Genomic DNA, 24,163 nt, shown 5'->3' with positions numbered 1-24,163 from the left:
GTTACGGTTCGTCAATGGTTTATTCGAACATCGTGCGCGGGTGCCTTGTGCATCCGCGCTTTTTTGTTAGGAGCGGGATTCTGCCGACAAACAAGACAGTCGGAAAAAACCTTGGAGGTGGCTCATTATTAGCAAAGATTTTATTATCAACGAACAAATTCGTGCCCGCGAAGTGCGCTTAATCGATCAAAACGGCGATCAGCTCGGCATTAAGTCGAAGCAGGAAGCGCTCGAGATCGCGGCAAGACGCAACTTGGACCTTGTGCTTGTCGCCCCGAACGCCAAACCGCCTGTTTGCCGTATCATGGACTACGGCAAATTCCGCTTTGAGCAGCAAAAGAAAGAAAAAGAAGCGCGCAAAAAGCAAAAGGTGATCAACATTAAAGAGGTGCGCCTCAGCCCGACGATTGAGGAACACGACTTTAATACGAAACTACGCAATGCGCGCAAGTTTTTAGAAAAAGGCGATAAAGTGAAGGCGACGATCCGCTTTAAAGGGCGGGCGATCACCCATAAAGAAATCGGGCAGCGCGTCCTTGACCGCTTCTCGGAAGCATGCGCTGATATCGCGGTCGTCGAAACGGCGCCGAAATTGGAAGGGCGCAACATGTTTTTAGTGCTGGCACCGAAAAATGACAACAAGTAAGGAGGAACTACGATGCCAAAAATGAAAACTCACCGCGGCTCGGCCAAACGGTTCAAAAAAACGGCGAGCGGCAAATTAAAACGCGGTCATGCGTATACGAGCCACTTGTTTGCTAACAAAACGAAAAAGCAAAAACGTCATCTTCGCAAAGCGGCGCTCGTTTCGCCTGGCGATTTCAAACGCATTCGTCAAATGCTTGACAACTTGAAATAATGACCGATCAGTAGGAGGGAAAAATTATGCCACGCGTAAAAGGTGGACCAGTGACGCGCAGACGTCGCAAAAAAGTATTAAAGCTTGCGAAAGGGTATTTCGGCGCGAAACACGCGTTATATAGAGTTGCTAACCAACAAGTTATGAAATCTCTCATGTACGCGTATCGCGACCGTCGTCAACGGAAGCGCGATTTCCGTAAATTATGGATCGCGCGTATCAACGCGGCAGCTCGCCAAAACGGCTTGTCCTACAGCCGCCTCATGCACGGCTTGAAACTGGCCGGTGTAGAAGTAAACCGGAAAATGCTTGCTGACTTGGCGGTAAACGACCAAGCAGCGTTCGCTCAACTCGCTGACTTGGCAAAAGCGAACTTGAATAAGTAATACGAATGGCCATCCTGAACGGGGATGGCCGTTTTTATTTACATAGGAAATGGAGTGAGGGAGGGGCCTTATGATACAATATGCAATAGCCGTCAATCTTCTCGCTTTTTTGCCATGGGGCTTGATAAATATAAGGCGAGACGCCATCGTTTTCGCATCGCCGAGCGGACGCTTTGGCTGCTGGCGTGGTTGGGTGGAGCTTTCGGAGCTATGGCGGGCATGTATACGTTTCGCCATAAAACGCGCCATCGCGTGTTTCGATACGGCTTGCCGCTGTTGGCAGCGGCGGAGTTCGTTGTTTATTGGCTGTGGATGAGGTAGAAAGGGGAGAAGAGAATGAACTGGCCTTTGCTTTACGACATGCAACGCGAGTTAGACACACGCATTGAAACGCAGCACGGCCTAGAGGCTGAAGATTTGTTTGCGCGCAAGCATCTTGCTTTTCTTGTTGAACTTGGTGAGCTGGCGAACGAGACACGCTGTTTTAAGTTTTGGAGCGTTAAGCCGTCTTCACCGGCAGAGAAAGTGCTTGAAGAGTACGTCGATGGGTTGCACTTCCTTTTGTCGCTCGGACTCGAATGCGGGTTGTTCTATGAAAGTGAAACGTCTCCTTCGGCACAACGGCCGCTAGTTGAACAGTTTCTCGCCGTGTTTCGCGCCGCTGACCGGTTCGGGATGACGAAAGCGAGTGCGGATTATCACGAGCTGTTTACCGAATATTTGTGCCTTGGCGCGGCGCTCGGTTTTTCGCCAGATGAAATCACCGCCGCGTACCGTCGAAAAAATGAAGTGAACCATCAACGGCAAAACGAACGGTATTAAGCTTTTTTGGAGAGCAAATGATTGAATTTTGCCAACCGCCAGCTTTTTCAGGTATAATGAAAAAGTGGACAAAAACGGAAAGGGGTGTCAAGATGGCAAAATTGGACGAAACGTTAACAATGCTGAAAGCGTTGACGGATGCAAAAGGTGTCCCGGGCAATGAACGGGAAGCGCGCGAAGTGATGAAAACATACATAGCCCCATATGCGGACGAAGTAACGACCGACGGTCTCGGCAGCTTGATCGCCAAAAAAGAAGGAAAAGCTGGCGGACCGAAAGTCATGATTGCCGGCCATTTGGACGAAGTCGGCTTTATGGTCACGCAAATCGATGATAAAGGATTCATCCGCTTCCAAACGCTCGGCGGCTGGTGGAGCCAAGTGATGCTCGCCCAACGAGTGACCATCGTAACGAAAAAGGGCGACATCACCGGTGTGATCGGTTCGAAGCCGCCGCACATTTTGCCGCCGGAGGCGCGCAAAAAACCGGTTGATATTAAAGATATGTTCATTGACATCGGTGCGAAGAGCCGTGACGAAGCGATGGAGTGGGGCGTCCGCCCAGGCGATATGATCGTACCGTATTTTGAGTTTACCGTGTTGAACAATGAAAAAATGCTGTTAGCCAAAGCGTGGGACAACCGGATCGGCTGTGCGATCGCCATTGATGTGCTCAAGCAGCTGAAAGGCGTTGACCACCCGAACACGGTGTATGGTGTCGGCACGGTACAGGAAGAAGTCGGTTTGCGCGGGGCGCGCACGGCTGCCCAATTCATTCAACCGGACATCGCTTTTGCCGTTGACGTCGGCGTGGCAGGCGATACGCCAGGTGTCTCGGAAAAAGAAGCGATGGGCAAGCTCGGCGCCGGCCCGCACATTGTCCTATACGATGCAACGATGGTGTCGCATCGCGGTTTGCGCGAATTTGTCATCGAAGTGGCGGAAGAGCTGAACATTCCGTATCACTTTGACGCCATGCCAGGCGGCGGCACGGACGCGGGGGCGATTCATTTAACCGGCAGCGGTGTCCCGTCACTGACGATTGCCATTCCAACCCGCTACATCCATTCGCATGCTTCCATTTTGCATCGCGATGACTATGAAAACACGGTCAAGCTATTAGTTGAAGTCATTAAACGGCTTGATGCTGATAAAGTGAACCAAATTACATTTGAATAACGAGCGTAAGGAGGTTGCCTGAAAAGGCAGCCTCTTTTAGCGAAAAAGATCTGCGTATATACAGAACAGGAAACAGGTGTCCCGAACGTTTTGGGACACCTTCTTTTTGGTAGAAACAGCGCTACTTATTGTGCTGGTTTGTATGCGGCGCTTGTTATCCAATTTCTTGATTGGTCAACATGTTGTGACCGTTTTTCGCTTTGCCGGCGGATGTATTCCAACCCGCTTTTGCATTGACGGCAGTAAAACGGTCTCACTAGTTGAGCCGTGCCTCAGGGCAGTTATTTTAGTAAGCAGAGGGATATGATTGGCCGAAAGAGAGTTGAACTACTCACCGCTTAACCGCCTTACAGTTTGTTTGAAGTGGGAGATTCCTGCGAACACTGAGGGATCCCTCAGGCTAATAGCTATTTTTTCTTTTTGCTTGTTCAAAAAGAAGTTAAGGACGAATCGAGAACAACCAAATGTTTTGTTTGGATAGATTCTAAATGGATATGCTTTGTTTACCAGCAGTGTTTTTCCCCTTCCAATTTGTTATGATTACCTATTATATCAAAATGGAAAAGCCGCCCTAGTCGGGCGGGCTTTTTTCGTTGAGGCGAGGTGTTGGGGGTGGCGCTGTTTAGAAGGCGGGCGATGAAACAGAGCATGTAGCTTCATAGTAGGCGTTCTCAAGTTGAAATACGTTTCCCTTTTCCCATAGTCATTGTGTTTCATCAGCCTTCTAGGCGGGAAGGGTGACCGCAGCGCCAGCGACTGCTTACTGTTTGACTGCTTGCTCGAGCGTGGAGAGCATCATGTCTTTTTGCTGCTCATTGGCGTTCGTCCAAATGGCTTCAAAGAGGACGCCAAGGCCGGGCAAATACTTTTCCTCACCACGTTGAATCGCGTCTTCAATCGTATTTTCGAGCTGATCTTTCGAATTGTTTGCGACATTGTGCATAATCGCATGGCGAAGATTTAAATTCATTGTCATCACCTCGTTTGCCGTTGTTGTACAACGTTATCGTTTGCCAATGGCAGCGGATTTATACATCGGTGGTTCACGTCTATGGTATAATGGGGAGCAAATATCAAAATGAAGAAACTTGACGTATGAGGTGACGACACAATGGAAAAAGCGACATTCGCTGGAGGTTGCTTTTGGTGCATGGTGACGCCGTTTGAAGAGCTGGACGGCATTTACGGCATCGTCTCTGGCTATACGGGTGGGCATGTTGAAAATCCGACGTATGAGCAAGTGAAAACAGGGACGACCGGCCATTATGAAGCGGTGCAAATCACGTTTGACCCGGACGTGTTCCCATATGAGCGGCTTTTAGAGCTGTATTGGTGCCAAATTGACCCGACCGATGACGGCGGTCAGTTTCATGACCGTGGACCGCAATACCGGACGGCGATTTTTTACCATAACGAAACACAGCGCCGGCTCGCTGAGCAGTCAAAGCGGGCGTTAGAAGAAAGTGGGCGTTTCTCAAAGCCGATTGTGACAAAAATTTTGCCAGCTACAACGTTTTACCCGGCGGAAGAGCACCATCAAAACTACCATAAGAAAAATCCGGAGCATTACAAGCAAGATCGTGCCGCTTCCGGGCGCGACGAGTTTATCGCCAAACATTGGGGGGCGAAGCGGTGAAGCGGATCGAATCGCCGAAAAATGCACGTGTAAAGCATTGGAAAAAGTTATTGACGAAAAAAGGACGCGAGGAAACCGGGTGCTTTTTGCTAGAAGGATTTCATCTCGTTGAAGAGGCAGTCAAAAGCCAAGCGCCGCTTGTCGAGTTGATTGTGGATGAACGGACGACGATCCCGCCCGGCTGGGACGTCAGCGATGTTCCGGTAGTGATCGTGACCGAGACGGTGATGAAGGCGATCAGCAGCACGGAAACGCCGCAAGGGATCGCTGCCATCTGTCGTCAGCGGCCGCATGAGCTTACAGGTGTGAAAACGGCGTTGCTCATTGATGCCGTGCAAGACCCAGGCAATCTTGGCACAATGATTCGCACTGCCGACGCAGCCGGCATTGATGCTGTCATTTTAGGAGAAGGATGCGCTGACTTGTACAATCCGAAAGTGATCCGCGCAACCCAAGGGTCGTTGTTTCATCTTCCGATTGTCAAAGGCGATGTGGCAGAATGGATCACGCGCTTGAAAGAGCAAGGTGTTCCAGTGTACGGCACCGCCTTGGAGAATGCGGTCGACTACCGTGCCATCCCGCAATCATCCTCATTTGCGCTTTTAGTTGGCAATGAAGGAAGCGGCGTCCGGCGCGAGCTGCTCAAGATGACAACGGAAAATGTCTACATTCCGATTTACGGCCAAGCCGAGTCACTCAACGTTGCCGTTGCAGCTGGAATTTTACTTTACTCCTTGCAGACGGCGCAGTAAAAAATTTCTGACTTACCTTGCCTTTGTCTCTTGGTTTGCGTATAATGAATAGCGACATTTCCCATATCGATAACAACGATGACGGAGAAGAGTAGCTTGCTGCTCGCCATCCAGGGAGAAAACGCCATAGACTGGGAGCGTTTTTATGGCCGACGCAAGTGAAGTTCACCTCCCGAGTTGACACCGGGACCATCCTCTCAGGCAGGATGTAAAGGTGATCCGGCTTCGGGCCGTTATAGCAATGAAGGGAACAGTGCGTCTTCGTTTGCGCTGTTAACAAGGGTGGTACCGCGAGCAACAACTCGTCCCTTATGAGGGACGGGTTTTTTATTTTGTTAGAGGAGGGATTGGCGTGAAAGAACGGTTGCATGAGCTTGAACGAGAAGCGCTTGAAAAAATTGAACAAGCTGGCGATTTAAAAGCGCTCAACGATGTGCGTGTCGCCTATTTAGGCAAAAAAGGGCCGATTACCGAAGTGCTGCGCGGCATGGGAGCATTGCCGTCAGAAGAGCGTCCGAAAATTGGTGCGCTTGCCAATGAGGTAAGAGAGGCGATCCAAAAGGCGCTCGAAGCAAAACAAACGAAACTGGAAGAAGAAGAAGTCGAGCGGAAGTTGGCGGCTGAAGCGATCGATGTGACGCTTCCGAGCCGTCCGGTGAAACTGGGGAATCCTCATCCGCTGACGCGCGTCATCGAGGAAATTGAAGATTTGTTTATCGGCATGGGCTATACGGTCGCCGAAGGTCCGGAAGTCGAGACCGATTATTACAATTTTGAGGCGCTCAATTTGCCGAAAGGACACCCGGCCCGCGATATGCAAGATTCGTTTTATATTACGGAAGAAATTTTGCTTCGCACCCACACGTCGCCGATGCAGGCACGGACGATGGAAAAACATCGCGGGCGCGGTCCGGTAAAAATCATTTGCCCGGGGAAAGTGTATCGCCGCGATACCGATGATGCGACCCATTCACATCAGTTTACGCAAATTGAAGGATTGGTTGTTGACCGCAACATCCGGATGAGCGATTTAAAAGGGACGCTGCGCGAATTTGCCCGCAAGCTGTTCGGTGAAGGGCGCGACATTCGTTTTCGTCCGAGCTTTTTCCCGTTTACCGAGCCTTCAGTCGAGGTCGATGTGTCCTGCTTCCGCTGCGAAGGGCACGGCTGCAGCGTTTGCAAAGGTACGGGCTGGATTGAAATTTTAGGCGCTGGCATGGTGCACCCGAACGTGCTTGAGATGGCCGGCTTTGATTCGAAAACGTATACCGGATTTGCGTTCGGCATGGGGCCGGAGCGGATCGCGATGTTGAAATACGGCATTGATGACATCCGCCATTTCTATCAGAACGATCTTCGTTTCTTGCAACAATTTTTGCGTGTCTAAAAGAAAAAGGAGGAGTTGGGAATGCTCGTTTCTTATCGTTGGCTAGGCGAATACGTCGATTTGACGGGCGTGACGGCGGAACAACTCGCTGATCGCATTACAAAAAGCGGCATTGAAGTCGAGCGGGTTGAAGCGCTTGAGCGGGGAATGAAAGGAGTCGTCATCGGCCATGTGCTCGAATGCGAGCCACACCCAAACGCCGATAAACTGCGGAAATGTCTTGTTGATCTTGGCGAAGGAGAGCCGGTGCAAATCATTTGCGGCGCCCCGAACGTCGCCAAGGGGCAAAAAGTTGCTGTAGCGAAAGTTGGGGCGAGACTGCCGGGCAATTTTAAAATCAAACGGGCGAAGCTGCGCGGCGAAGAGTCGAACGGCATGATTTGCTCGCTCCAAGAACTCGGTGTTGAAACAAAAGTCGTGCCGAAAGAATACGCCGAAGGCATTTTCGTCTTCCCAAGCGACGCGCCGGTCGGCGCTGATGCGCTTGAATGGCTCGGCTTGCACGATGAAGTGCTCGAACTCGCCTTGACGCCGAATCGCGCCGATTGCTTAAGCATGCTTGGCGTTGCCTACGAAGTCGCTGCGATTCTCGGCTGCGATGTGAAGTTGCCGGAAACGGCGGTGAACGAAAATGAAGAAAGCGTCCATGACTACATTTCTGTCCGTGTCGAGGCGCCGGAAGACAATCCGCTGTACGCCGGACGGATCGTGAAAAACGTCCAAATCGGCCCGTCGCCGCTTTGGATGCAAGCGCGCTTGATGGCGGCCGGCATTCGTCCACACAACAATGTTGTCGATATCACCAACTACATTTTGCTTGAGTACGGCCAGCCGCTTCACGCGTTTGACTACGACCGTCTCGGTTCGAAGGAGATCGTCGTTCGTCGTGCCAAGGCGGGAGAAATGATCGTGACGCTTGACGATGTCGAGCGGAAGCTGACTGAAGATCATCTCGTCATCACAAACGGCCGTGAGCCGGTCGCCTTAGCCGGTGTGATGGGCGGAGCGAACTCGGAAGTGCAGGATGACACGAAAACAGTGTTCATCGAAGCCGCGTATTTTACGAGCCCGGTCATCCGCCAGGCGGTGAAAGACCACGGGTTGCGCAGCGAAGCGAGCACCCGGTTTGAAAAAGGGATTGATCCGGCGCGGACGAAAGAAGCGCTCGAGCGCGCTGCTGCTTTGATGGCAGAATACGCCGGCGGCGAGGTCGTCAGCGGTATCGTGGAAGCTAATACATGGAAAGAAGAGCCGGTTGTTGTAACGGTGGCGCTGGAACGCATCAACGGCGTCCTCGGCACAGCGATGACGAAAGAGGAAGTGGCTGGCATTCTTTCAAACTTGCAATTCTCGTTTACGGAAGATAATGGAACGTTTACAATCCATGTTCCATCGCGCCGCCGCGATATTACGATCGAAGAAGATATTATCGAGGAAGTCGCCCGTTTGTATGGCTACGACCATTTGCCAGCGACTTTGCCGGTGGCCGAAGCAAAACCGGGCGAGTTGACACCGTACCAAGCGAAACGCCGCCGTGTCCGCCGCTATTTCGAAGGCGTGGGCTTGTTCCAGGCGATCACGTATTCGCTTACTAGTCCGGACAAAGCGACGCGGTTTGCTTTGGAGACAACCGAACCAGTCCGCTTGGCGTTGCCGATGAGTGAGGAGCGGAGCGTTCTCCGGCAAAGCTTGGTGCCGCATTTGCTCGAAGCGGCGAGCTACAACCGTGCCCGCCAAGTTGAGAACGTCGCGCTATATGAAATCGGCTCTGTCTATTTGTCCAAGGGGGAAAACGTCCAACCGGCGGAAAAAGAACGGCTCGCCGGCGTCATCACCGGTTTATGGCATGCCCACCTTTGGCAAGGAGAGAAAAAAGCAGCTGATTTCTATGTTGCAAAAGGCGTGCTTGACGGCTTGTTCGCCCTGCTTGGGCTGTCTGATCGCATCAGCTACCGTCCGGCGAAGCGTGCTGATTTGCATCCGGGGCGGACGGCGGAGATTGTGCTTGACGGCAAAGAGATCGGCTTTGTCGGCCAGCTCCATCCGGCTGTACAAAAAGAGTACGATTTGAAAGAAACGTATGTCTTTGAACTCGCCTTCGCTGAGCTACTGAATACAGAAGGCGAAACGATCCGTTACGAGTCGATTCCGCGCTTCCCGTCAGTCGTGCGCGACATCGCTTTAGTCGTCGACGACAATGTCGAAGCAGGTGCTCTCAAGCAGGCGATCGCCGAAGCGGGGAACCCGCTATTAAAAGACGTGGCCCTCTTTGACGTCTATAAAGGCGACCGTCTGCCGGCCGGGAAAAAATCGCTCGCCTTCTCGCTCCGCTACTACGATCCGGAACGGACGCTCACTGATGAAGAAGTTACTGCCGTCCATGAACGGGTTTTGGCAGCGGTCGAGGAGCAGTTTGGCGCGGTGTTGCGCGGGTAATGCCGCGGCTGTGTTAGGCAGGGAGCGTAGGCAGCTCCCTGTTTTTCTATTCGCGCCCATCGCGAAAAAAGGGGGAGAACGATGCGAAGCGTTCGAGCTGTGATCATTGCGATGGTTTTACTTGTCGGGTTGCACGGGTGTGACGCAGGTCGATCAGAAGGTGGAAAACAACCGGTTGAGCTCACCGTCTCAGCGGCTGCCAGTTTGCAAGACGCGCTAAAGGAAGTGAAAACCGCCTTCGAGCATGAACATCCGAATATCCGCATTCACTATAATTTTGGGTCATCCGGCGCCTTGCAAAAACAAATCGCTCAAGGAGCGCCGGTCGACTTGTTTTTCTCTGCCGCCGTCCTGCCGTTTGAAGAACTGAAAAAGGAAGGGCTGATCGATTCCACGCATGAAAAAACGGTGGTTGCCAACGAACTCGTGCTCATTGTGCCAAAACAGGAAGAAGGAGCGATTCAGTCGCTCGATGACATCACTCGCGCGAAACGGGTGGCCATTGGCATCCCTGAGTCGGTGCCGGCCGGCATATACGCGAAACAAACACTTGAGCGCGCCGGGCTTTGGGAAAACGTCGAGCCGCGCCTTGTTCTTGCCAAAGACGTTCGCCAAGTATTGACGTATGTCGAAACGGGCAACGTCGACGCCGGCTTTGTATATCGGACGGACGCGCTTGTCTCGGGCAACGTGCACATCGCCGCTGCGGTGCCTGATGAGATGCACGAACCGATCGTCTATCCGCTCGGTGTGGTCAAGACGAGCAAACATCTGCAAGAAGCGCGCCAGTTTTATGCCTATTTGACGAGTGAACAAGCGTTGAAGCAATTTGAACAGTACGGGTTCCGCCGTGCCCACTAGCATCCAAACGCACTTGTCTTCACACGAACAGGCCATCATTGTAAAATAAAAGACATATCAACATACTAGGCGATGGGGTTCGCCATAACCACCGGCTTCCTGCTGATGACTCCTGCTGCGTTTGTGAGTGGCAGGAGTTTGCTTGTTTTGCAGAGGAGGGATGTCTTATGGTGTATGTCGCTGTCGGCATCGCTGGCATGATCGGCGCACTTGTCCGCTATGCGCTCGGATTGGCTGTTCCCGCTGCCGCCGTCGGCGGTTTTCCGCTCGGGACACTGTTAATGAACTGGACAGGCGCATTTTTGCTTAGCTGGCTGACGGTTGTTTTCACCTGTCGCCCCACGTGGCCGACGTGGTGGAAAACGGCGATGACGACCGGTTTTGTCGGCTCGTATACAACGTTTTCTACGCTTAGCGTTGAGTGTGTCGAATTGATGGAGCAAGGGGCATGGGGAGCGGCGGCTGTTTATATTGCGGCTAGTTTGTTTGGCGGTCTGTTCGCCTCATGGGCTGGGTACGCTGCAGCCCAACGGAGTGATGGGGGACGAAAGGAAGGAGTGGAATCATGATAGCGCCATGGTTGGTGATGCTTGGCGGCTTTTTCGGTGCTGTGGCTCGCTATGCCGTCAGTCGGTGGTTCGCTCGCTGCATGCCACATGTTCCGTTCGGGACGCTCTTTGTCAATTTGCTTGGCTCGTTTTTGCTGGGTTGGCTTGCAGGAAGCGGTGCCGCCAATGCAGAAAAACTGCTCATCGGCACGGGGTTTATGGGAGCGTTCACGACTTTTTCCACCTTAAAGTGGGAGAGTGTGCAAATGATGCAGCAAAAACAATGGGGAAAATCGCTGGCTTATTTGGCTGTCACCTACTCATTTGGAATATGGTTGGCATGGCTAGGCTATCAATTTGGACGTTCATAATGACATGACATCCGATCGAAGACTGGAGAAATCGACAAAAACTCTCTCCCCGTCAACGACACATTGGCGGGGAAGAGAGAGCGGATGAAGGGGAACGATGGAAATAACGCATCGGTTATCTTTCTCTTTTTCCAAACAATAACGTCTCAAGAATGTCATGAATGTGCGTATTTTCATACACGCCAGCAAACCGTTTCGCTCCCGGACCCATGGCGGTCAGTGGCACACCGGCAGCAGTGTGGCCTGTTGTCGTCCAGTTTAAGGTGAATGTTTGTTTAGAATGGGCGACGACAAACGGGCCGTTTTCGTCAGAGAGCGTGTTACTGTCTTCTGATTCATCTGCGTCGCCCGGCGTTTCAATCGTCAGGCCGCCGGATTCGTGGTCGGCGAGCACAAGAACGAGTGTGTCTGGATGGTGCTTGGCGTACCGTTTCGCCACGGCGACTGCTTGATCAAACTGTTGCCCCGCTTTGATCATGAGCGAACCGTTATTGTCATGGCTCATTTCATCAATCGCTTCCTCTTCGACGACAAGGAAAAAGCCTTTTTTGTTTTTCGACAACACATCAATCGCTTTTTTTGTCATATCAGGCAGCGATACGACGGGGTTGTACTTACCTTCTCCTTCGGAACGTTTTTGGAACATTTCTTCATTGGCGAATAATCCAAGCAGTTTGCGCCCCTTTGCCCGTTTCAGCTCATCGGCGGTGCGGACATAGGTGTAACCGAGCTTCTTGGCGCGTTCAACTAAGTTTCCTTGCGTGCCTTTGCTTCCTTCTTCTGCATCTTCAGCCGTATCTGGGTAATAGCCAGGATGTCCAGCTGGATACCAGTAGTCTTCCCCGCCGCCCAAAATGACGTCAACTTTGGTTTTTTCGATGTATTGCTTGGCGATGTCGCTTTGTGCGGAGCGATTGGCGGTGTGAGCAGCGAATGCCGCTGGGGTAGCATCGGTTACTTGGGCAGTCGTGACAAGCCCGGTCGCTTTCCCGGCTTTTTTCGCTTGTTCCAAAATCGTTTTCACCGGTTTTCCTTGTAAGTCAACGGAGATGGCGCCGTTATACGTTTTCACACCTGTCGCTATCGCGCTGGCAGCCGCAGCGGAGTCGGTGATGAATGATTTGGGGTCGGCGGAGTTTGTATGAATGAGCCCGCTGTATGGCATGCTGTCCATTTCTAGTTCCCCGTCTATCCCTTTCGTCGCTAGGCGAATGGCATTGCGCTGGGCTATTCCCATACCGTCGCCGACGAGCATGATGACATTTTTCACGACAGGTGGCTTTGCGGGCTTGGACGGTGCAGCCGATACTGCTTGTCCGCCATGGTTGAGCGTGAGTCCGACACTTAGCGTAGCGATAAGTAGAGCAGCGCAGCGTTTCGATTTGAACATCGTTCTCCTCTCCTTTTTTCAAATTCATTTTGTCATGTTTATCGTACAAGCTCGAGATGAAGAGAATGTGAATTCTATGTAATCGTTTTGCAAATAAACCAGTATTTTCTTTTTCCTATCTGCTCATTGAGCAGTGTGTTTTCGGGAAGAGGACGAAAACGGATGAAGATGACCGCGGCTCCATTTGCAACCGTTCTTAATTTCAAGGCATGAAAACAGTCTATCAACCAGTAAGGTTTTGCCTGTCTTCCTCATTGACTTTTTCTTTTTCGCTTGATAAATTGATTAATAGTTCAATAGTTGAACTAAATGGACAATGAATGCCGTGTGAGGAGTATAGCGGACTAATAGTTCAATTCGTGAACCAATGGAGGTGAAATCGTGAAGAAGCGGAACGTGGATGATTGGATCGACCGCTATTTGTCTGTGTCATTTCTCGTGATAAAACGTGGAGCGGCGCTCGTGAAAGTCGGGCTTGACGAGGAAATGACGCATGACCAATATTATTTGCTTCGCTACATTCGCCGGCGGGGGACGTGCACATCGACGGAGCTCTCGACGGTGTTTGGTGTCAATAAAAGCGCGGTGACAGCGATGACGAACCGTCTCGTCGACAAAGGCTGGCTGCGCCGCGACCGTGATCAGAACGACCGGCGCGTTGTGGCCTTATCGTTGACGCCACAAGGAGAGGAATGGGTGGCCGAGACGGATCGCAACGTCTACCGACTTGTGGAAGAGGTGATCGCTCGTTTTCCAGAAGAAGAAATTGAAGCGTTCATCCGTACGTATGAGAAATTGGCCCGCGTATTGCAGGAGGTGGAAGAGGCGAAATGAGAGCGATCATCAGAGGAAGATGGTTGGTGCTTTTGACGTGGATTGCCGTGGCGGCGGTACTCGTGATGACCGCGCCGAACATGGGCGAGCTCGTCCGTGAAAAAGGGCAGCTGAGCGTGCCGGACGGCTATTCGTCGTCGGTGGCAGCAGAATTGATCAAAGAAGCAAATAAGCAAGAAAACAAAGAAAATGAGCTCTCTACCGTGCTCGTCTTTTATCAGAAAGACGGATTGACGGCGGAAGACAAAAAAGAAATTGAGCGAGCAGTGAACGCGCTCGAAAAGAAGAAAAGCGACCTTCATATCACGAATATCATTTCCCCGTTTGCCAACCCGGAGTTAGAAAAAGAGTTGATCTCTAAAGACAAAACGACGATGCTCGTTTCGGTCAGTATCGATCCGGACGGGCGGACGGCGAAACAGTTGACCGATGCGTTATATGAAGCGTTGGATGGCGTCAAGGTTGAGCATTATTTCACCGGCGGGTGGATGATCGATGAAGATGTGGTGACAAGCTCGCTTGAAGGCGTGAAGAAAACGGAAGGGATTACGATCGTCTTCATTTTAATTGTTCTGCTCGCCGTGTTCCGTTCACCAGTAGCGCCGCTGATTCCATTGGTGGCGGTCGGGGCGACATACGCCGTTTCACAGTCGGTCGTCGCCTTTTTGGTTGACAAAGTCGATTTTCCGCTATCGACGTTTACGCAAATCTTTTTAGTCGCCGTTTTGTTTGGGATTGGAACCGACTATTGCATTTTGCTGCTGAGCCGGTTTAAAGAAGAGTTAGCGAAACTCGGCGATCGGACGGAAGCGATTGTTGTGACGTACCGAACAGCCGGGAAAACGGTGTTGGCGAGCGGATTGGCGGTGATGATCGGTTTTGCGTCAATCGGCTTGTCAACGTTTAAGTTATACCAATCGGCAGCAGCTGTCGCCGTTGGAGTAGCGGTGTTGCTTGTGGCGCTCGTGACGCTCGTGCCGTTTTTTATGGCCGTGCTTGGCGAAAAATTGTTTTGGCCGGTTCGAGGAAAGCTTGAGCACGGGCAAAGCCGGCTTTGGCTGGCGGCTGGCCGATTTGCGTTCGCCCGCCCGCTGTTGGCGCTCATTATCGTCGCAGCGGTGACCGTGCCGGTGCTGGCGACGTACGAAGGCAAGCTGTCGTTTGATTCAATGGAAGAAATTGGCGATCATTATCGCTCGGTAAAAGCGTTTCGTATCATCGCTGACCACTTCAATCCAGGAGACGCAATGCCGACGCAAATCGTGCTAAAAGGCAAGCAAACACTCGATTCTAAAGAAGGGTTGGCGTTAATCGAAACGATCAGCCGCGAAGTTGAGAAAGTCAACGGTGTGGCAAGCGTCCGCTCGGCAACACGCCCGACTGGAGAGCCGATTGAACAGTTGCTTGTCACCGAACAGGCCAAACAGCTGAAAGACGGTCTTGGCGCCGGCAAAGACGGTATCGAAAAAATCGGCGCTGGGCTCGAAACAGCGAGCAATAAGCTCTCCGCTTCCGCGCCGCAGCTTAAGCAGGCTTCATCCGGCATTGGCGAACTTGTCGAGGGAACGGAGCAGTTAAAAAACGGCATCGTTGAGCTGCAAAACGGCCTTACCCAAATCGAACAAGGTGTGCGCCAAGGAGCGATGGGGGCCGGCGAGCTGAAAAAAGGGGTGTCTACGCTCCGCGACAATGCGAAAAAGCTGCAAGCCGGCGCAAATCAGCTGCTTAGCGGTTACAAACAGGCCGAACAAGGTCTGTCGACGATCAGCAGCCAATACCAGCAAGTTGAAACGGGATTAAAGGCGGTCGCCGATCAGCTCGCAGCCGTACAAATGATGCTCGAGCAAGTCGAGCAGTCGCATGCAGAGCTCCGTCAAGACGAGACATATCAACGGGCGAAAATGACAGTCGCTGCTTTATCTGATCAAGTGAAGCAAATGGCGGCCGGCCTCACGCAGTTGAATGGGGCACTTGATCAAGCGCGCGCTGGATTGGTGAAAGCGAATGAGTCGTTTGCCCAACTCAACAACGGTCAGGCAGCCGTCAACGGCGGTTTAGACAACGTGATCGCCGGGCTTGGTGAACTTGAGGATGGTTTAAAGAAAGCAGCCGACGGCCAAAAACAAGCGGTTGATAAACTGCCGCAATTCTCAGCCGGTCTTGAGCAAGTCAACGGCGGCCAGCGACAATTGCTCGAACATTTCTCCGCACTTGGCGGCCAGCTCGGCCAGCTTGTCAACGGCTTGGACCAAAGCGCGTCCGGTTTGCGCCAAGTGGCCGACGGTCTTGGAACGGCGGAAACGTATTTGGCTGATTTGTCATCAGCGCCGGTGAAGGAAATGGCCGGTTGGCACATGCCGAAAGAAGCGCTCGAAAGCAAAGACTTTGCGCAGGCGAAAGACGCGTACATGTCAAAAGATGGACGCATCGTCACATTTGACGTCATTTTAGACGAAAATCCGTATTCCATCTCCGCGCTTGGCCGCATTGATGATATTCGCGCCGCCGCTGAACGGGCGGTGAAAGGAACGAAATGGGAAGGCGTGACGATTGCGATTGGTGGCGTCACGAGCACGTATGCCGATTTGCAGGCGATTTCGAACGCCGACTATCAGCGTACCGCGGTGCTGATGATCATTGGTATCGCTATTGTGTTGGCGGTGCTGCTCCGTTCGCTCATCATGCCGCTTTATTTGATGCTGTCGCTCGTGTTGACCTATTTCACGTCCATGGCCGTCACGGAACTTATTTTCGTCAACGGCCTCGGCTATGCCGGCTTGAACTGGGCGGTGTCGTTTTTCGCTTTCGTCCTGCTTATGGCGCTCGGCATCGACTACAGCATTTTCCTCATGGACCGGTTCAATGAATATCGTGACCGTCCAGTGAGAGAAGCGATGCTTTCGGCGATGGGGCATATGGGTACGGTCATCATCTCAGCGGCTGTCATTTTAGGTGGAACATTTGCCGCTATGTACCCGTCCGGCGTTTTGTCGCTTTTGCAAATCGCAACCATTGTCTTAACCGGGCTGCTGCTTTATGCGCTCGTTGTGCTGCCGTTGTTTGTCCCAGTCATGGTTCGCACGTTCGGACGCGCGAATTGGTGGCCATTCCGGCAGCCTGCGGGTGGAGCAGATGGACTTGAACAAGAGAGAATGAGTTAAGCTAGCTTGCGTCGCCCTCATGTTGCTTGAGGGCGGCGTTCCTTTTTAGAGTCAGGAAATAAAAACAAGTCGGCACATTCAACCAACATCAATGTGCTGAATGACTGCCTCTAGTTGGCGGATATACATACTCTTTTGGATTGACATAAGGGAAGAGATAGAGGATATATGTTTGGTAATATATTGAATATGATTGTTGCTTTCGCTACTATCTACATAAATGCACCTTGAAAAGTTCACTTTTCGGTTGCGCCGTCCCATCTTCCATACTATTTTTTCCGGACATTCATGAATGTGCCATAACCTATTAGTGGAGACGGATCTTTTTGATTTTATGCTCCATGATCTTGGTGATGTTTGAGACGTTTCGTGTGCGGTTCTATCCATTTTCCTCATAGCTGATAAACAGAAAGGGATAGTGTTGACTTGGGGAGGGAGAGAAAAAATGAGTTTTTTCAAAGCTACAAACAGAATGAAGGTTGTTTCGCTTGCTATTTCTATCATTGGGTTGTGGTTCATTCTAAACAGCCCTGAATGAGGGAGTGATTCCGTCTCATCATAGGTTCGGTCTGCAGGCGGTTCTGTAGGTTCGTAAGAGTATTGGCAGATGTTAAAAGAATATATCAATGCTTATAAAACAGTAGGAGCTATTTTCTTGTTTACGGGCTTGTTTTCTTTTCTTAACAACCATCGTCATCAGTAAACGTTATTTTCATCGATTTGTTTCTTCATGAGAACAGAAACGCTAATTTGACCATTCATTTCATGGAAAGAGAAAGGAATGTCTCTTACACAGAAGCCCCCACCTTGACATGTAGCGAGACGAGTGGGGGCATAAGATGATGGTTTCGCTTTTGCCCTTGGCAATCGGAGGAAGGGAAGGGGCGAACCATTACGAGTGTTTGGCGATGTCGAGCGCTTTTTTTGTATTCGCGAAATGAAGCTTGGCACACGTCTCAAGCGCCCCAACCCCTTGTTGGCGGATAAGCTGGGCGGCGGCTTCATCGACAATAGCGCCCGCGCCTTTCGGGAGCGGAAGGCCGACGGTGCGGGATAGTTTGTCCATCTCCGCTAAAAACATATAGCGGGCGATGATCGAGGCGGCGGCGACGGCGACGTGCACCCCTTCTGCTTTTGGCAGGCAGTGCACCCGCTCGCGGACGATGCGCGTTTCATCTTCGAGGTAGCGGAAATATGAATTGCGTTCCAAAAACTGATCGATGATGATCGCTTCTGGTTCGATGGGCGCGATGTCGTCAATGAGTTTCGCGAGCGTCCGGTTATGGAGCAACGCTTTCATTTTCGTCTGCGGCATGCCGCTTTGCTGCCAGCGGTTGTATTCGGCGTTGGTGAGCACGGTGACGGCGTAAGGCACGGTTTCCATGATGGTCGGTGCGATTCGCGTGATCGTTTCGTCATTCAATTGCTTTGAATCTTTGACGCCAAGCGCCGCGATTCGATCGAGATGACCCCGGTCAACGTAAGCGGCGGCAACGACGATTGGGCCGAAATAGTCGCCGGTTCCGACTTCATCGGAGCCGATGGCGGAAAGACTCCCGAGTTCTTGTTCCGACAGGGCGGTTGTTTTTGCTCGGTTCTGATCCTTTTGTTTGTTTTCAGGCGCTGTGTGATTCTCCATCCATTTTGCCGCCTCTTGTTCTGCCGCTTTCCCTTGAAACAGCACTTTGCCTGAGCGGTAGGCAGTGATCGTGACATCCGGGCGCTTTGCAGCAAACAGCGCCCCGGCCGGAAGCCGGTCGGATAAGGCGTCTTTATAGTAGGCGCGCAACGTAGCAAGCAATTTTTGGTCGGCGTGAATCACATAGTTTGACAACGTTTGATCGCTCCTTTATTGTCTCTTTGGGCCGCATCTTTCCATTATACCAGCATTCATGATATGATAAACAGTAGGATTTTGCGAAATGGGGGAAGCAGGTTGACAGACGAGCCAAAAACGCGGGTAAGCGTCCGCATCTACGGTCAAGATTACACGATCGTCGGCACGGAAAGCCCGGCTCATATCCGGCTCGTGGCGGCGTTCGTTGATGATAAAATGCACGAGTTCAGCGAAAGGAACCCGGTGCTTGATGTGCCGAAGTTGGCTGTGTTGACGGCAGTCAATATCGCCAATGAATACTTAAAGCTGAAGGAAGAATACGATCGGCTTGCAGCCAAGTTGAGACGGGAAAAGGGTGGGGAAGACGATGATTGATGTCGTGCTTTTATTTGTCCTGCTGTTAGGCGCGATGATCGGACTAAAGCGCGGTTTTATTCTTCAATTTATCCATATGGCAGGGTTTCTCATCGCCTTTTTTGTCGCTTATAAGTATTATGATCGATTTGTGCCGACATTGCGCCTTTGGATTCCGTATCCGACGTTTGGCGATCCGGAGACAGTGAAGTTGTTGTTTCAAAGCACGCATTTAGATGATGCGTATTATCGGGCGATTTCGTTTGCACTCTTATTTTTTGCCGTGAAAATTGTGCTTCAAATCGTCGGTTCGATGCTCGACTTTGTCGCCCAACTGCCGCTGTTGCGCAGCGTCAACCGTGTAGCGGGGGCAGCGCTCGGATTCGCTGAAGTGTATTTGTTTGTGTTTTTGCTTTTGTATGTGAGCGCGCTCGTGCCGATCGATAGCGTGCAAGAGCAGTTGCAGCAGTCGCTCATGGCGACGGTCATCGTGAAACATACACCAATCTTGTCGGAGATGCTTAGCAACTGGTGGATTCATGGCCGCATCTAACGGAGCGCGGCCCGCGGTGTTTCGGAAAAGGGAGGGGACGGCATGAACGTGAACAAAAAAGATGTCATCCGCCTGTTAGAGACGATCGCCTTATATATGGAGATCAAAGGAGAAAATCCGTTTAAAGTGACAGCGTTTCGCAAGGCGGCGGCCGCGCTGGAAACAGATGAACGGAGTTTGTCGGAAATCGAAGAGTTCACTGCCATCCCGGGCATCGGCAAAAGCACGGCGGCGATTATCACCGAGTTTGTCCAAACCGGTTCATCGTCGGTGCTAGAGGAATTAAGGCGCGACATTCCGGAGACATTGCTTGCTTTGCTTAAGCTCCCGGGGCTTGGCGGCAAAAAAATCGCGAAGCTGCATCAGGAGCTTGGCATTGTGGATATGAATGGATTGAAGGAAGCATGTCTTTCCGGAAAGGTGCGGGAGCTTCCTGGATTTGGGGTGAAAACGGAAGAGAAGCTGCTTATGGCTCTCGAAGAGGCGGGAAAACGTCCTGAGCGGCTGCCGCTCGCTCGGGTATTGCCGCTCGCCGAGGACATTGAACGTCAACTGCAAGAGATCGATGGCATCATCCGCTTCGCGCGAGCAGGCAGTTTGCGGCGTTTGAAAGAAACGGTGAAAGATTTGGATTATGTCATCGCTACCGATCGCCCGGCCGAGGTGCGCGAGGCACTCCTTCGTCTTTCGCGCATCCGTGAAGTCATCGCTGCCGGGGAAACGAAAGTGTCGCTTCTTTTCAAGTATGAGGATGAAATCGCCGCCGACTTCCGGCTCGTCAGTGCGGCTGAGTTTGCGACAGCGCTTCATCATTTCACTGGATCGAAAGAACATAATGTCCGCATGCGCCAGCTTGCCAAAGAACGTGGGGAGAAAATTAGCGAATACGGCGTTGAAGACCAAACAACAGGGGATGTAAAAACGTTCTCGGATGAACCGGCGTTTTATGCTTACTTCGGGTTGCCGTACATTCCGCCTGAACTGCGCGAAGACGGCACGGAAGTTGAGCGATATTCTTCGGATTATCCGCTTGTCCATCTTGACGATATCCGAGGCGATTTGCATATGCACTCGGCATGGAGCGACGGGGCGTGTTCGCTCGAGGAGCTCGCTGAGGCGTGCCGTCGCCGCGGCTACCAGTATATGGCCATTACGGATCATTCTCAATATTTGAAAGTCGCCAACGGCTTGACGCCAGATCGATTGCGGCGTCAACGCGAGGAGATTGAGCGGTTGAATGCACGCTATTCTGATTTTACGATCTTAGCTGGCATCGAGATGGATATTTTGCCTGACGGGACGCTCGATTACGATGATGACGTGCTCAAGGAGCTTGATTTTGTCATTGCCGCCATTCATTCTGCGTTCAAACAGCCGCGCGAGGTAATTATGAAGCGGCTCGAAGCGGCGCTTCGCCACCCGTATGTGGATGTCATCGCCCATCCGACCGGCCGGCTCATCGGCCAGCGTGACGGCTATGACGTCGACGTTGAACGATTAATCGAGTTGGCGGTCGAGACGAACACGGTGCTCGAGCTCAACGCGAATCCGAACCGCCTCGATTTGTCGGCTGTTTACGTGAAAAAAGCGCAAGAAGCAGGTGCTTATATTGCCATTCATACGGACGCCCACCATTTGGACATGCTTGATGATATGGTCATTGGTGTGACGACGGCAAGGAAAGGATGGATCAAAAAAGAGACGGTGATCAATACATGGCCGCTTGAGAAGTTACAACAGTTTTTGCGCGACAAACGAAAGCAAACATGATGAGGCATGGGGGTTTGAATACGTGCAGCAAAAAATGCTTCGTATCCTAGAGTTCGATAAAGTGAAAGAACAGTTGGCCGAGCATGCGTCATCCGCGCTCGGTTTAGAGAAAATCGCCGCTCTCGTTCCATCGTCTGATTTGGATGAAGTGGCGGTTTGGCTTGAGGAAACAGATGAGGCGGCTGCGGTGTTGCGGCTGCGCGGCTACGTTCCGCTGGACGGGGTGGTCGACATCCGTTCGCATTTGAAACGGGCGGCCATCGGCGGTGTGCTCAGTCCGATTGAGCTGTTGGAAGTCGCGGCGACGGCTGCCGCAAGCCGCCAAATGAAGCAGTTGATCATGTCGCTTCACGATGAGCACGGCGGGCTCGCGCGGCTGGCCGACTATGCGGATGAGCTTGCCGAGGTGCCGGCGCTTGAAGAGGACATCCGCCGCTCGATCGATGATCACGGCGAGGTGTTGGACACAGCCAGCGACCGTCTTCGTTCGCTGCGCGGGCAAATCCGGGCGGCTGAAGCGCGCATCCGCGAGAAGCTTGAAAGCATTATCCGCTCGCCATCAGCGCAAAAGCGGCTGTCGGACGCGATCATTACGATCCGCAACGATCGGTATGTCATCCCGGTCAAGCAAGAATACCGCAGCGCTTACGGCGGCATCGTCCATGACCAGTCAGCCTCCGGAGCGACTCTGTTTATCGAGCCGCAGGTGGTCGTTGAGCTGAATAATGCACTGCGCGAGGCGCGGGCGAAAGAAAAGCAAGAAATCGAACGCATTTTGCGCGAACTCTCAGCCAAAGTGGCTGAACACGATGAACCGCTCAAACGAGCTGTGGAGGCGCTTGCCCATTTTGATTTCTTATTTGCCAAGGCGAAATACGCGCGCCGGCAGCAAGCGGCAAAGCCAGCGGTCAACAACCGCGGCTACCTCCGCTTTTTGCAAGCGCGCCATCCGCTTATTGACCAAGATAAAGCGGTGCCGAATGATATTGTGTTGGGCGGCGATTACACGACGATCGTTATTACCGGGCCGAACACCGGTGGGAAAACGGTGACGTTAAAAACAGTCGGCCTGTTGACCATCATGGCGCAAGCCGGGCTGTTTATCCCGGCGGCGGACGGGTCGGAGGCAGCAGTGTTCCGCTCTGTTTTCGCCGATATCGGTGACGAGCAGTCAATCGAACAAAGTTTGAGTACGTTCTCTTCCCATATGGTGAATATTGTTGATATTTTGCGTCATGTTGATGAGGAAAGCCTCGTGCTCTTTGATGAGCTGGGGGCCGGTACCGATCCACAAGAGGGAGCCGCGCTGGCTATCGCTATTTTGGATGAAGTACACGGACGCGGGGCGCGGACGGTAGCGACGACGCATTATCCGGAGTTGAAAGCGTACGGTTACAATCGTCCCGGAGTGGTAAATGCCAGCGTCGAATTTGACACCGAAACGCTTCGTCCGACGTATAAATTGTTGATCGGCATTCCCGGCCGCAGCAACGCCTTTGACATCTCGCGCCGTCTTGGGCTCGATGAGCGGATTATCGAGCGGGCGAAAGTGCAAGTAAGCGCAGAAAGCCATAGCGTGGAAAACATGATCGCTTCACTGGAACGAAGCAAAAAGCAAGCAGAGGAAGATGAGGCAAGGGCGCACTCGGCACGTGAAGAAGCGGAACGATTGCGGGCTGAGTGGGAACAAAAACTTGAAGAGCTGGAAGACAAAAAAGCAGAGCAGCTCGCGGAAGCGGCGCAAAAGGCAACCGACATCATCCGCGCTGCCGAGCGCGAGGCTGAGCGGATTATCAACGAGTTGCGTCGTCTGCAAAAAGAAAAGCAGGCAGAAGTGAAGGAGCATGAGCTCATTGCCGCGAAACAGCGACTTGCTGCCGCTGTGCCCGTAGTTGAAAAACGGAAAAAAACAAAAAAAGCGACTGCACGCCATGCGTTCCAATCGGGTGATGAAGTGAAAGTGACAAGCTTAAACCAAAAGGGGTATTTGCTCGAAAAAGTGTCAGAGGATGAATGGCAAGTGCAGCTTGGCATTTTAAAAATGAAAATTCATGAGCGCGACTTGGAGTATATTGGCAGCGCACCGGCCAAAGAAGTGACGCCGATTGCGACTGTAAAAGGCAAGGACGCCCACGTCAGCCTAGAGCTTGATTTGCGCGGTGAGCGCTACGAAGACGCCCTTGTCCGACTGGAAAAATATATTGATGACGCCGTGCTTGCCGGCTATCCGCGCGTCTCGATCATCCACGGTAAAGGAACAGGCGCGCTTCGCCAAGGAGTCCAGCAGTTTTTAAAACAGCACCGGGCGGTAAAAAGCTTCCGGTTCGGTGCGGCGAATGAGGGCGGTACCGGGGTGACGGTCGTCGAACTGAAATGATAGGGGAGAGAGCGATGATGCCGTTTTGGGAGCACGACATGGTGAGGACGGCAGCCAATTTTAGCGTCGCAGTATTGTGCATCGTCGTGTTTTTAGCCTTGTTTGAGCTAGTGACGAAATATAAAAATTGGGAGGAAATCCGCAACGGCAATGTGGCGGTCGCGATGGCGACAGGCGGAAAGATTTTTGGGATTTCCAACATTTTCCGCTATGCGCTTGACCGCCATGAGTCGCTGTTATCGATGATTGGCTGGGGCTTATATGGATTTTTACTTTTATTGGCGGCGTACTTTATCTATGAGTTTTTGACGCCAAAGTTTGATATTGATGAAGAAATTGCCAATGACAACCGAGCAGTCGGCTTTATTTCGATGGTGATTTCCGTTGGCTTGTCGTTTGTGATCGGTGAAGGCATTCAGTAAAGGGGAACAAAAGCGATGGACGCAGTAGTGAAAGGGCTGTTAATCATAGTCGGTCTGCTGCTGGTCGCCGGCATTGTTTATATGGCGGTTCGCAACCGATCGATGGATGTGCTGGCAAAAATTTTGTTTGCCATCTGTGCGTGTTTTCTTTTGATGGGGTTGATGTATTGGTTTTGGTGACGCCAGACGTAGTTCTGGCGTTCTTTTTTTTTGATGAAAAATTAAAAAT

Annotated in this window: 24 protein-coding genes, 1 pseudogene, 1 riboswitch and 2 other annotated features (1 of these 28 only partly in view); of the genes and pseudogenes, 21 read left to right on the top strand and 4 right to left on the bottom strand. The window is 51.9% G+C overall.

Features of this window, described 5'->3' with window-relative positions:
* Nucleotides 1-71, top strand: a sequence feature (ribosomal protein L20 leader region) (it extends 61 nt beyond the left edge of the window).
* A gap of 53 nt (nucleotides 72-124) precedes the next feature.
* From infC to IC804_RS05425, 6 genes and pseudogenes are all read left to right on the top strand, one after another.
* Nucleotides 125-646, top strand: a complete 522-nt coding sequence (infC, locus tag IC804_RS05450) for a translation initiation factor IF-3 (protein ID WP_078172646.1) — start codon at nucleotides 125-127, stop codon at nucleotides 644-646.
* 12 nt (nucleotides 647-658) lie between these two features.
* Nucleotides 659-859, top strand: a complete 201-nt coding sequence (rpmI, locus tag IC804_RS05445; protein WP_011887945.1) for a 50S ribosomal protein L35 — start codon at nucleotides 659-661, stop codon at nucleotides 857-859.
* Nucleotides 860-885: 26 nt separating this feature from the next.
* Nucleotides 886-1,245, top strand: a complete 360-nt coding sequence (rplT, locus tag IC804_RS05440) for a 50S ribosomal protein L20 (protein ID WP_011887944.1) — start codon at nucleotides 886-888, stop codon at nucleotides 1,243-1,245.
* Nucleotides 1,246-1,315: 70 nt separating this feature from the next.
* Nucleotides 1,316-1,566 (top strand): annotated as a pseudogene (locus IC804_RS05435) (DUF1294 domain-containing protein).
* A 15-nt stretch (nucleotides 1,567-1,581) separates the two neighbouring features.
* Complete coding sequence (locus IC804_RS05430; protein WP_011887942.1) at nucleotides 1,582-2,067, top strand: dUTP diphosphatase; 486 nt, start codon at nucleotides 1,582-1,584, stop codon at nucleotides 2,065-2,067.
* A gap of 92 nt (nucleotides 2,068-2,159) precedes the next feature.
* Nucleotides 2,160-3,245, top strand: coding sequence for a M42 family metallopeptidase (locus IC804_RS05425; RefSeq protein WP_011887941.1), 1,086 nt, complete (start codon nucleotides 2,160-2,162; stop codon nucleotides 3,243-3,245).
* Nucleotides 3,246-3,572: 327 nt separating this feature from the next.
* Here the strand turns inward: IC804_RS05425 and IC804_RS18480 are convergent, their stop codons facing one another.
* Nucleotides 3,573-3,728, bottom strand: a complete 156-nt coding sequence (locus tag IC804_RS18480; protein ID WP_230459266.1) for a helix-turn-helix domain-containing protein — start codon at nucleotides 3,726-3,728, stop codon at nucleotides 3,573-3,575.
* A 277-nt stretch (nucleotides 3,729-4,005) separates the two neighbouring features.
* Nucleotides 4,006-4,215 carry a small acid-soluble spore protein SspI gene (sspI, locus tag IC804_RS05415; RefSeq protein ID WP_008881165.1) on the bottom strand — a complete coding sequence of 70 codons (210 nt, stop codon included), beginning with the start codon at nucleotides 4,213-4,215 and terminating at the stop codon, nucleotides 4,006-4,008.
* Between the two features lie 141 nt (nucleotides 4,216-4,356).
* Here sspI and msrA point away from each other — a divergent pair, with 141 nt between their 5' ends.
* The 7 genes from msrA to crcB all read left to right on the top strand — a co-directional run bounded on the left by msrA (nucleotide 4,357) and on the right by crcB (nucleotide 11,236).
* Nucleotides 4,357-4,881, top strand: coding sequence for a peptide-methionine (S)-S-oxide reductase MsrA (gene msrA / locus IC804_RS05410; RefSeq protein WP_008881164.1), 525 nt, complete (start codon nucleotides 4,357-4,359; stop codon nucleotides 4,879-4,881).
* Entirely contained in the window at nucleotides 4,878-5,633 is a 756-nt protein-coding gene (locus IC804_RS05405) for a TrmH family RNA methyltransferase (RefSeq protein ID WP_081156910.1), read from the top strand. Before msrA ends, IC804_RS05405 begins: the two co-directional genes overlap by 4 nt.
* Nucleotides 5,634-5,702: 69 nt before the next feature.
* Nucleotides 5,703-5,946, top strand: a binding site (T-box leader).
* A gap of 39 nt (nucleotides 5,947-5,985) precedes the next feature.
* Nucleotides 5,986-7,020, top strand: a complete 1,035-nt coding sequence (gene pheS, locus IC804_RS05400; protein ID WP_081156912.1) for a phenylalanine--tRNA ligase subunit alpha — start codon at nucleotides 5,986-5,988, stop codon at nucleotides 7,018-7,020.
* Nucleotides 7,021-7,041: 21 nt separating this feature from the next.
* Nucleotides 7,042-9,456: a phenylalanine--tRNA ligase subunit beta gene (pheT, locus tag IC804_RS05395; protein WP_081156914.1), complete on the top strand. Its 2,415-nt coding sequence runs from the start codon at nucleotides 7,042-7,044 to the stop codon at nucleotides 9,454-9,456.
* A gap of 81 nt (nucleotides 9,457-9,537) precedes the next feature.
* Nucleotides 9,538-10,317 (top strand): molybdate ABC transporter substrate-binding protein, encoded by a 780-nt coding sequence (gene modA, locus IC804_RS05390; protein WP_081156916.1) that lies wholly within the window; start codon nucleotides 9,538-9,540, stop codon nucleotides 10,315-10,317.
* Nucleotides 10,318-10,376: 59 nt separating this feature from the next.
* A riboswitch (Fluoride riboswitch) is annotated at nucleotides 10,377-10,439 on the top strand.
* A 45-nt stretch (nucleotides 10,440-10,484) separates the two neighbouring features.
* A complete protein-coding gene (locus IC804_RS05385; protein ID WP_008881159.1) occupies nucleotides 10,485-10,886 on the top strand; it encodes a fluoride efflux transporter FluC in 402 nt (133 codons plus the stop codon).
* Nucleotides 10,883-11,236, top strand: coding sequence for a fluoride efflux transporter CrcB (crcB, locus tag IC804_RS05380; RefSeq protein ID WP_060476094.1), 354 nt, complete (start codon nucleotides 10,883-10,885; stop codon nucleotides 11,234-11,236). Before IC804_RS05385 ends, crcB begins: the two co-directional genes overlap by 4 nt.
* Nucleotides 11,237-11,351: 115 nt before the next feature.
* Here crcB and IC804_RS05375 read toward each other — a convergent pair whose 3' ends face one another.
* The gene (locus tag IC804_RS05375) at nucleotides 11,352-12,626 is read right to left on the bottom strand and encodes an alkaline phosphatase (protein ID WP_060476093.1); all 1,275 of its coding nucleotides are present in this window, start codon (nucleotides 12,624-12,626) and stop codon (nucleotides 11,352-11,354) included.
* A gap of 381 nt (nucleotides 12,627-13,007) precedes the next feature.
* Here IC804_RS05375 and IC804_RS05370 point away from each other — a divergent pair, with 381 nt between their 5' ends.
* Nucleotides 13,008-13,460 (top strand): MarR family winged helix-turn-helix transcriptional regulator, encoded by a 453-nt coding sequence (locus IC804_RS05370; protein WP_008881156.1) that lies wholly within the window; start codon nucleotides 13,008-13,010, stop codon nucleotides 13,458-13,460.
* On the top strand, nucleotides 13,457-16,621 hold the full coding sequence (locus IC804_RS05365; RefSeq protein ID WP_011887939.1) for an MMPL family transporter: 3,165 nt from the start codon (nucleotides 13,457-13,459) through the stop codon (nucleotides 16,619-16,621). Before IC804_RS05370 ends, IC804_RS05365 begins: the two co-directional genes overlap by 4 nt.
* 892 nt (nucleotides 16,622-17,513) lie before the next feature.
* On the opposite strand, the gene rnhC is transcribed toward IC804_RS05365, so the two are convergent.
* Nucleotides 17,514-18,455, bottom strand: coding sequence for a ribonuclease HIII (rnhC, locus tag IC804_RS05360; protein WP_008881154.1), 942 nt, complete (start codon nucleotides 18,453-18,455; stop codon nucleotides 17,514-17,516).
* Between the two features lie 102 nt (nucleotides 18,456-18,557).
* On the opposite strand from rnhC, the gene zapA reads away from it, so the two are divergent.
* From zapA to IC804_RS05330, 6 genes are read left to right on the top strand one after another with little or no spacing between them, the layout of a single operon-like run.
* A complete protein-coding gene (gene zapA, locus IC804_RS05355) occupies nucleotides 18,558-18,833 on the top strand; it encodes a cell division protein ZapA (RefSeq protein WP_008881153.1) in 276 nt (91 codons plus the stop codon).
* Nucleotides 18,826-19,365, top strand: a complete 540-nt coding sequence (locus IC804_RS05350) for a CvpA family protein (protein ID WP_008881152.1) — start codon at nucleotides 18,826-18,828, stop codon at nucleotides 19,363-19,365. Before zapA ends, IC804_RS05350 begins: the two co-directional genes overlap by 8 nt.
* Nucleotides 19,366-19,407: 42 nt before the next feature.
* On the top strand, nucleotides 19,408-21,135 hold the full coding sequence (gene polX, locus IC804_RS05345) for a DNA polymerase/3'-5' exonuclease PolX (RefSeq protein ID WP_008881151.1): 1,728 nt from the start codon (nucleotides 19,408-19,410) through the stop codon (nucleotides 21,133-21,135).
* A 22-nt stretch (nucleotides 21,136-21,157) separates the two neighbouring features.
* Nucleotides 21,158-23,512 carry an endonuclease MutS2 gene (locus tag IC804_RS05340; RefSeq protein ID WP_144038730.1) on the top strand — a complete coding sequence of 785 codons (2,355 nt, stop codon included), beginning with the start codon at nucleotides 21,158-21,160 and terminating at the stop codon, nucleotides 23,510-23,512.
* Nucleotides 23,513-23,526: 14 nt separating this feature from the next.
* Nucleotides 23,527-23,934, top strand: coding sequence for a DUF350 domain-containing protein (locus IC804_RS05335; protein ID WP_008881148.1), 408 nt, complete (start codon nucleotides 23,527-23,529; stop codon nucleotides 23,932-23,934).
* 15 nt (nucleotides 23,935-23,949) lie between these two features.
* On the top strand, nucleotides 23,950-24,114 hold the full coding sequence (locus IC804_RS05330; protein ID WP_008881147.1) for a hypothetical protein: 165 nt from the start codon (nucleotides 23,950-23,952) through the stop codon (nucleotides 24,112-24,114).
* The last annotated feature ends 49 nt before the right edge of the window (nucleotides 24,115-24,163 follow it).

The organism is Geobacillus sp. 47C-IIb, assembly GCF_014679705.1.
Classification (GTDB): Bacteria; Bacillota; Bacilli; order Bacillales; family Anoxybacillaceae; genus Geobacillus; species Geobacillus thermodenitrificans.
This window is presented reverse-complemented; position numbering and strand designations above follow the sequence as displayed.

What these genes read in the sequence shown, in the direction of transcription:
- IC804_RS05425 (WP_011887941.1), top strand. Translation starts at nt 2,160, where the DNA reads ATGGCAAAATTGGACGAAACGTTAACAATGCTGAAAGCGTTGACGGAT.
- IC804_RS05350 (WP_008881152.1), top strand. Translation starts at nt 18,826, where the DNA reads ATGATTGATGTCGTGCTTTTATTTGTCCTGCTGTTAGGCGCGATGATC.
- msrA (WP_008881164.1), top strand. Translation starts at nt 4,357, where the DNA reads ATGGAAAAAGCGACATTCGCTGGAGGTTGCTTTTGGTGCATGGTGACG.
- IC804_RS05335 (WP_008881148.1), top strand. Translation starts at nt 23,527, where the DNA reads ATGATGCCGTTTTGGGAGCACGACATGGTGAGGACGGCAGCCAATTTT.
- IC804_RS05385 (WP_008881159.1), top strand. Translation starts at nt 10,485, where the DNA reads ATGGTGTATGTCGCTGTCGGCATCGCTGGCATGATCGGCGCACTTGTC.
- rpmI (WP_011887945.1), top strand. Translation starts at nt 659, where the DNA reads ATGCCAAAAATGAAAACTCACCGCGGCTCGGCCAAACGGTTCAAAAAA.
- crcB (WP_060476094.1), top strand. Translation starts at nt 10,883, where the DNA reads ATGATAGCGCCATGGTTGGTGATGCTTGGCGGCTTTTTCGGTGCTGTG.
- polX (WP_008881151.1), top strand. Translation starts at nt 19,408, where the DNA reads ATGAACGTGAACAAAAAAGATGTCATCCGCCTGTTAGAGACGATCGCC.
- IC804_RS05430 (WP_011887942.1), top strand. Translation starts at nt 1,582, where the DNA reads ATGAACTGGCCTTTGCTTTACGACATGCAACGCGAGTTAGACACACGC.
- IC804_RS05365 (WP_011887939.1), top strand. Translation starts at nt 13,457, where the DNA reads ATGAGAGCGATCATCAGAGGAAGATGGTTGGTGCTTTTGACGTGGATT.
- modA (WP_081156916.1), top strand. Translation starts at nt 9,538, where the DNA reads ATGCGAAGCGTTCGAGCTGTGATCATTGCGATGGTTTTACTTGTCGGG.
- IC804_RS05330 (WP_008881147.1), top strand. Translation starts at nt 23,950, where the DNA reads ATGGACGCAGTAGTGAAAGGGCTGTTAATCATAGTCGGTCTGCTGCTG.
- rplT (WP_011887944.1), top strand. Translation starts at nt 886, where the DNA reads ATGCCACGCGTAAAAGGTGGACCAGTGACGCGCAGACGTCGCAAAAAA.
- IC804_RS05375 (WP_060476093.1), bottom strand. Translation starts at nt 12,626, where the DNA reads ATGTTCAAATCGAAACGCTGCGCTGCTCTACTTATCGCTACGCTAAGT.
- sspI (WP_008881165.1), bottom strand. Translation starts at nt 4,215, where the DNA reads ATGAATTTAAATCTTCGCCATGCGATTATGCACAATGTCGCAAACAAT.
- pheT (WP_081156914.1), top strand. Translation starts at nt 7,042, where the DNA reads ATGCTCGTTTCTTATCGTTGGCTAGGCGAATACGTCGATTTGACGGGC.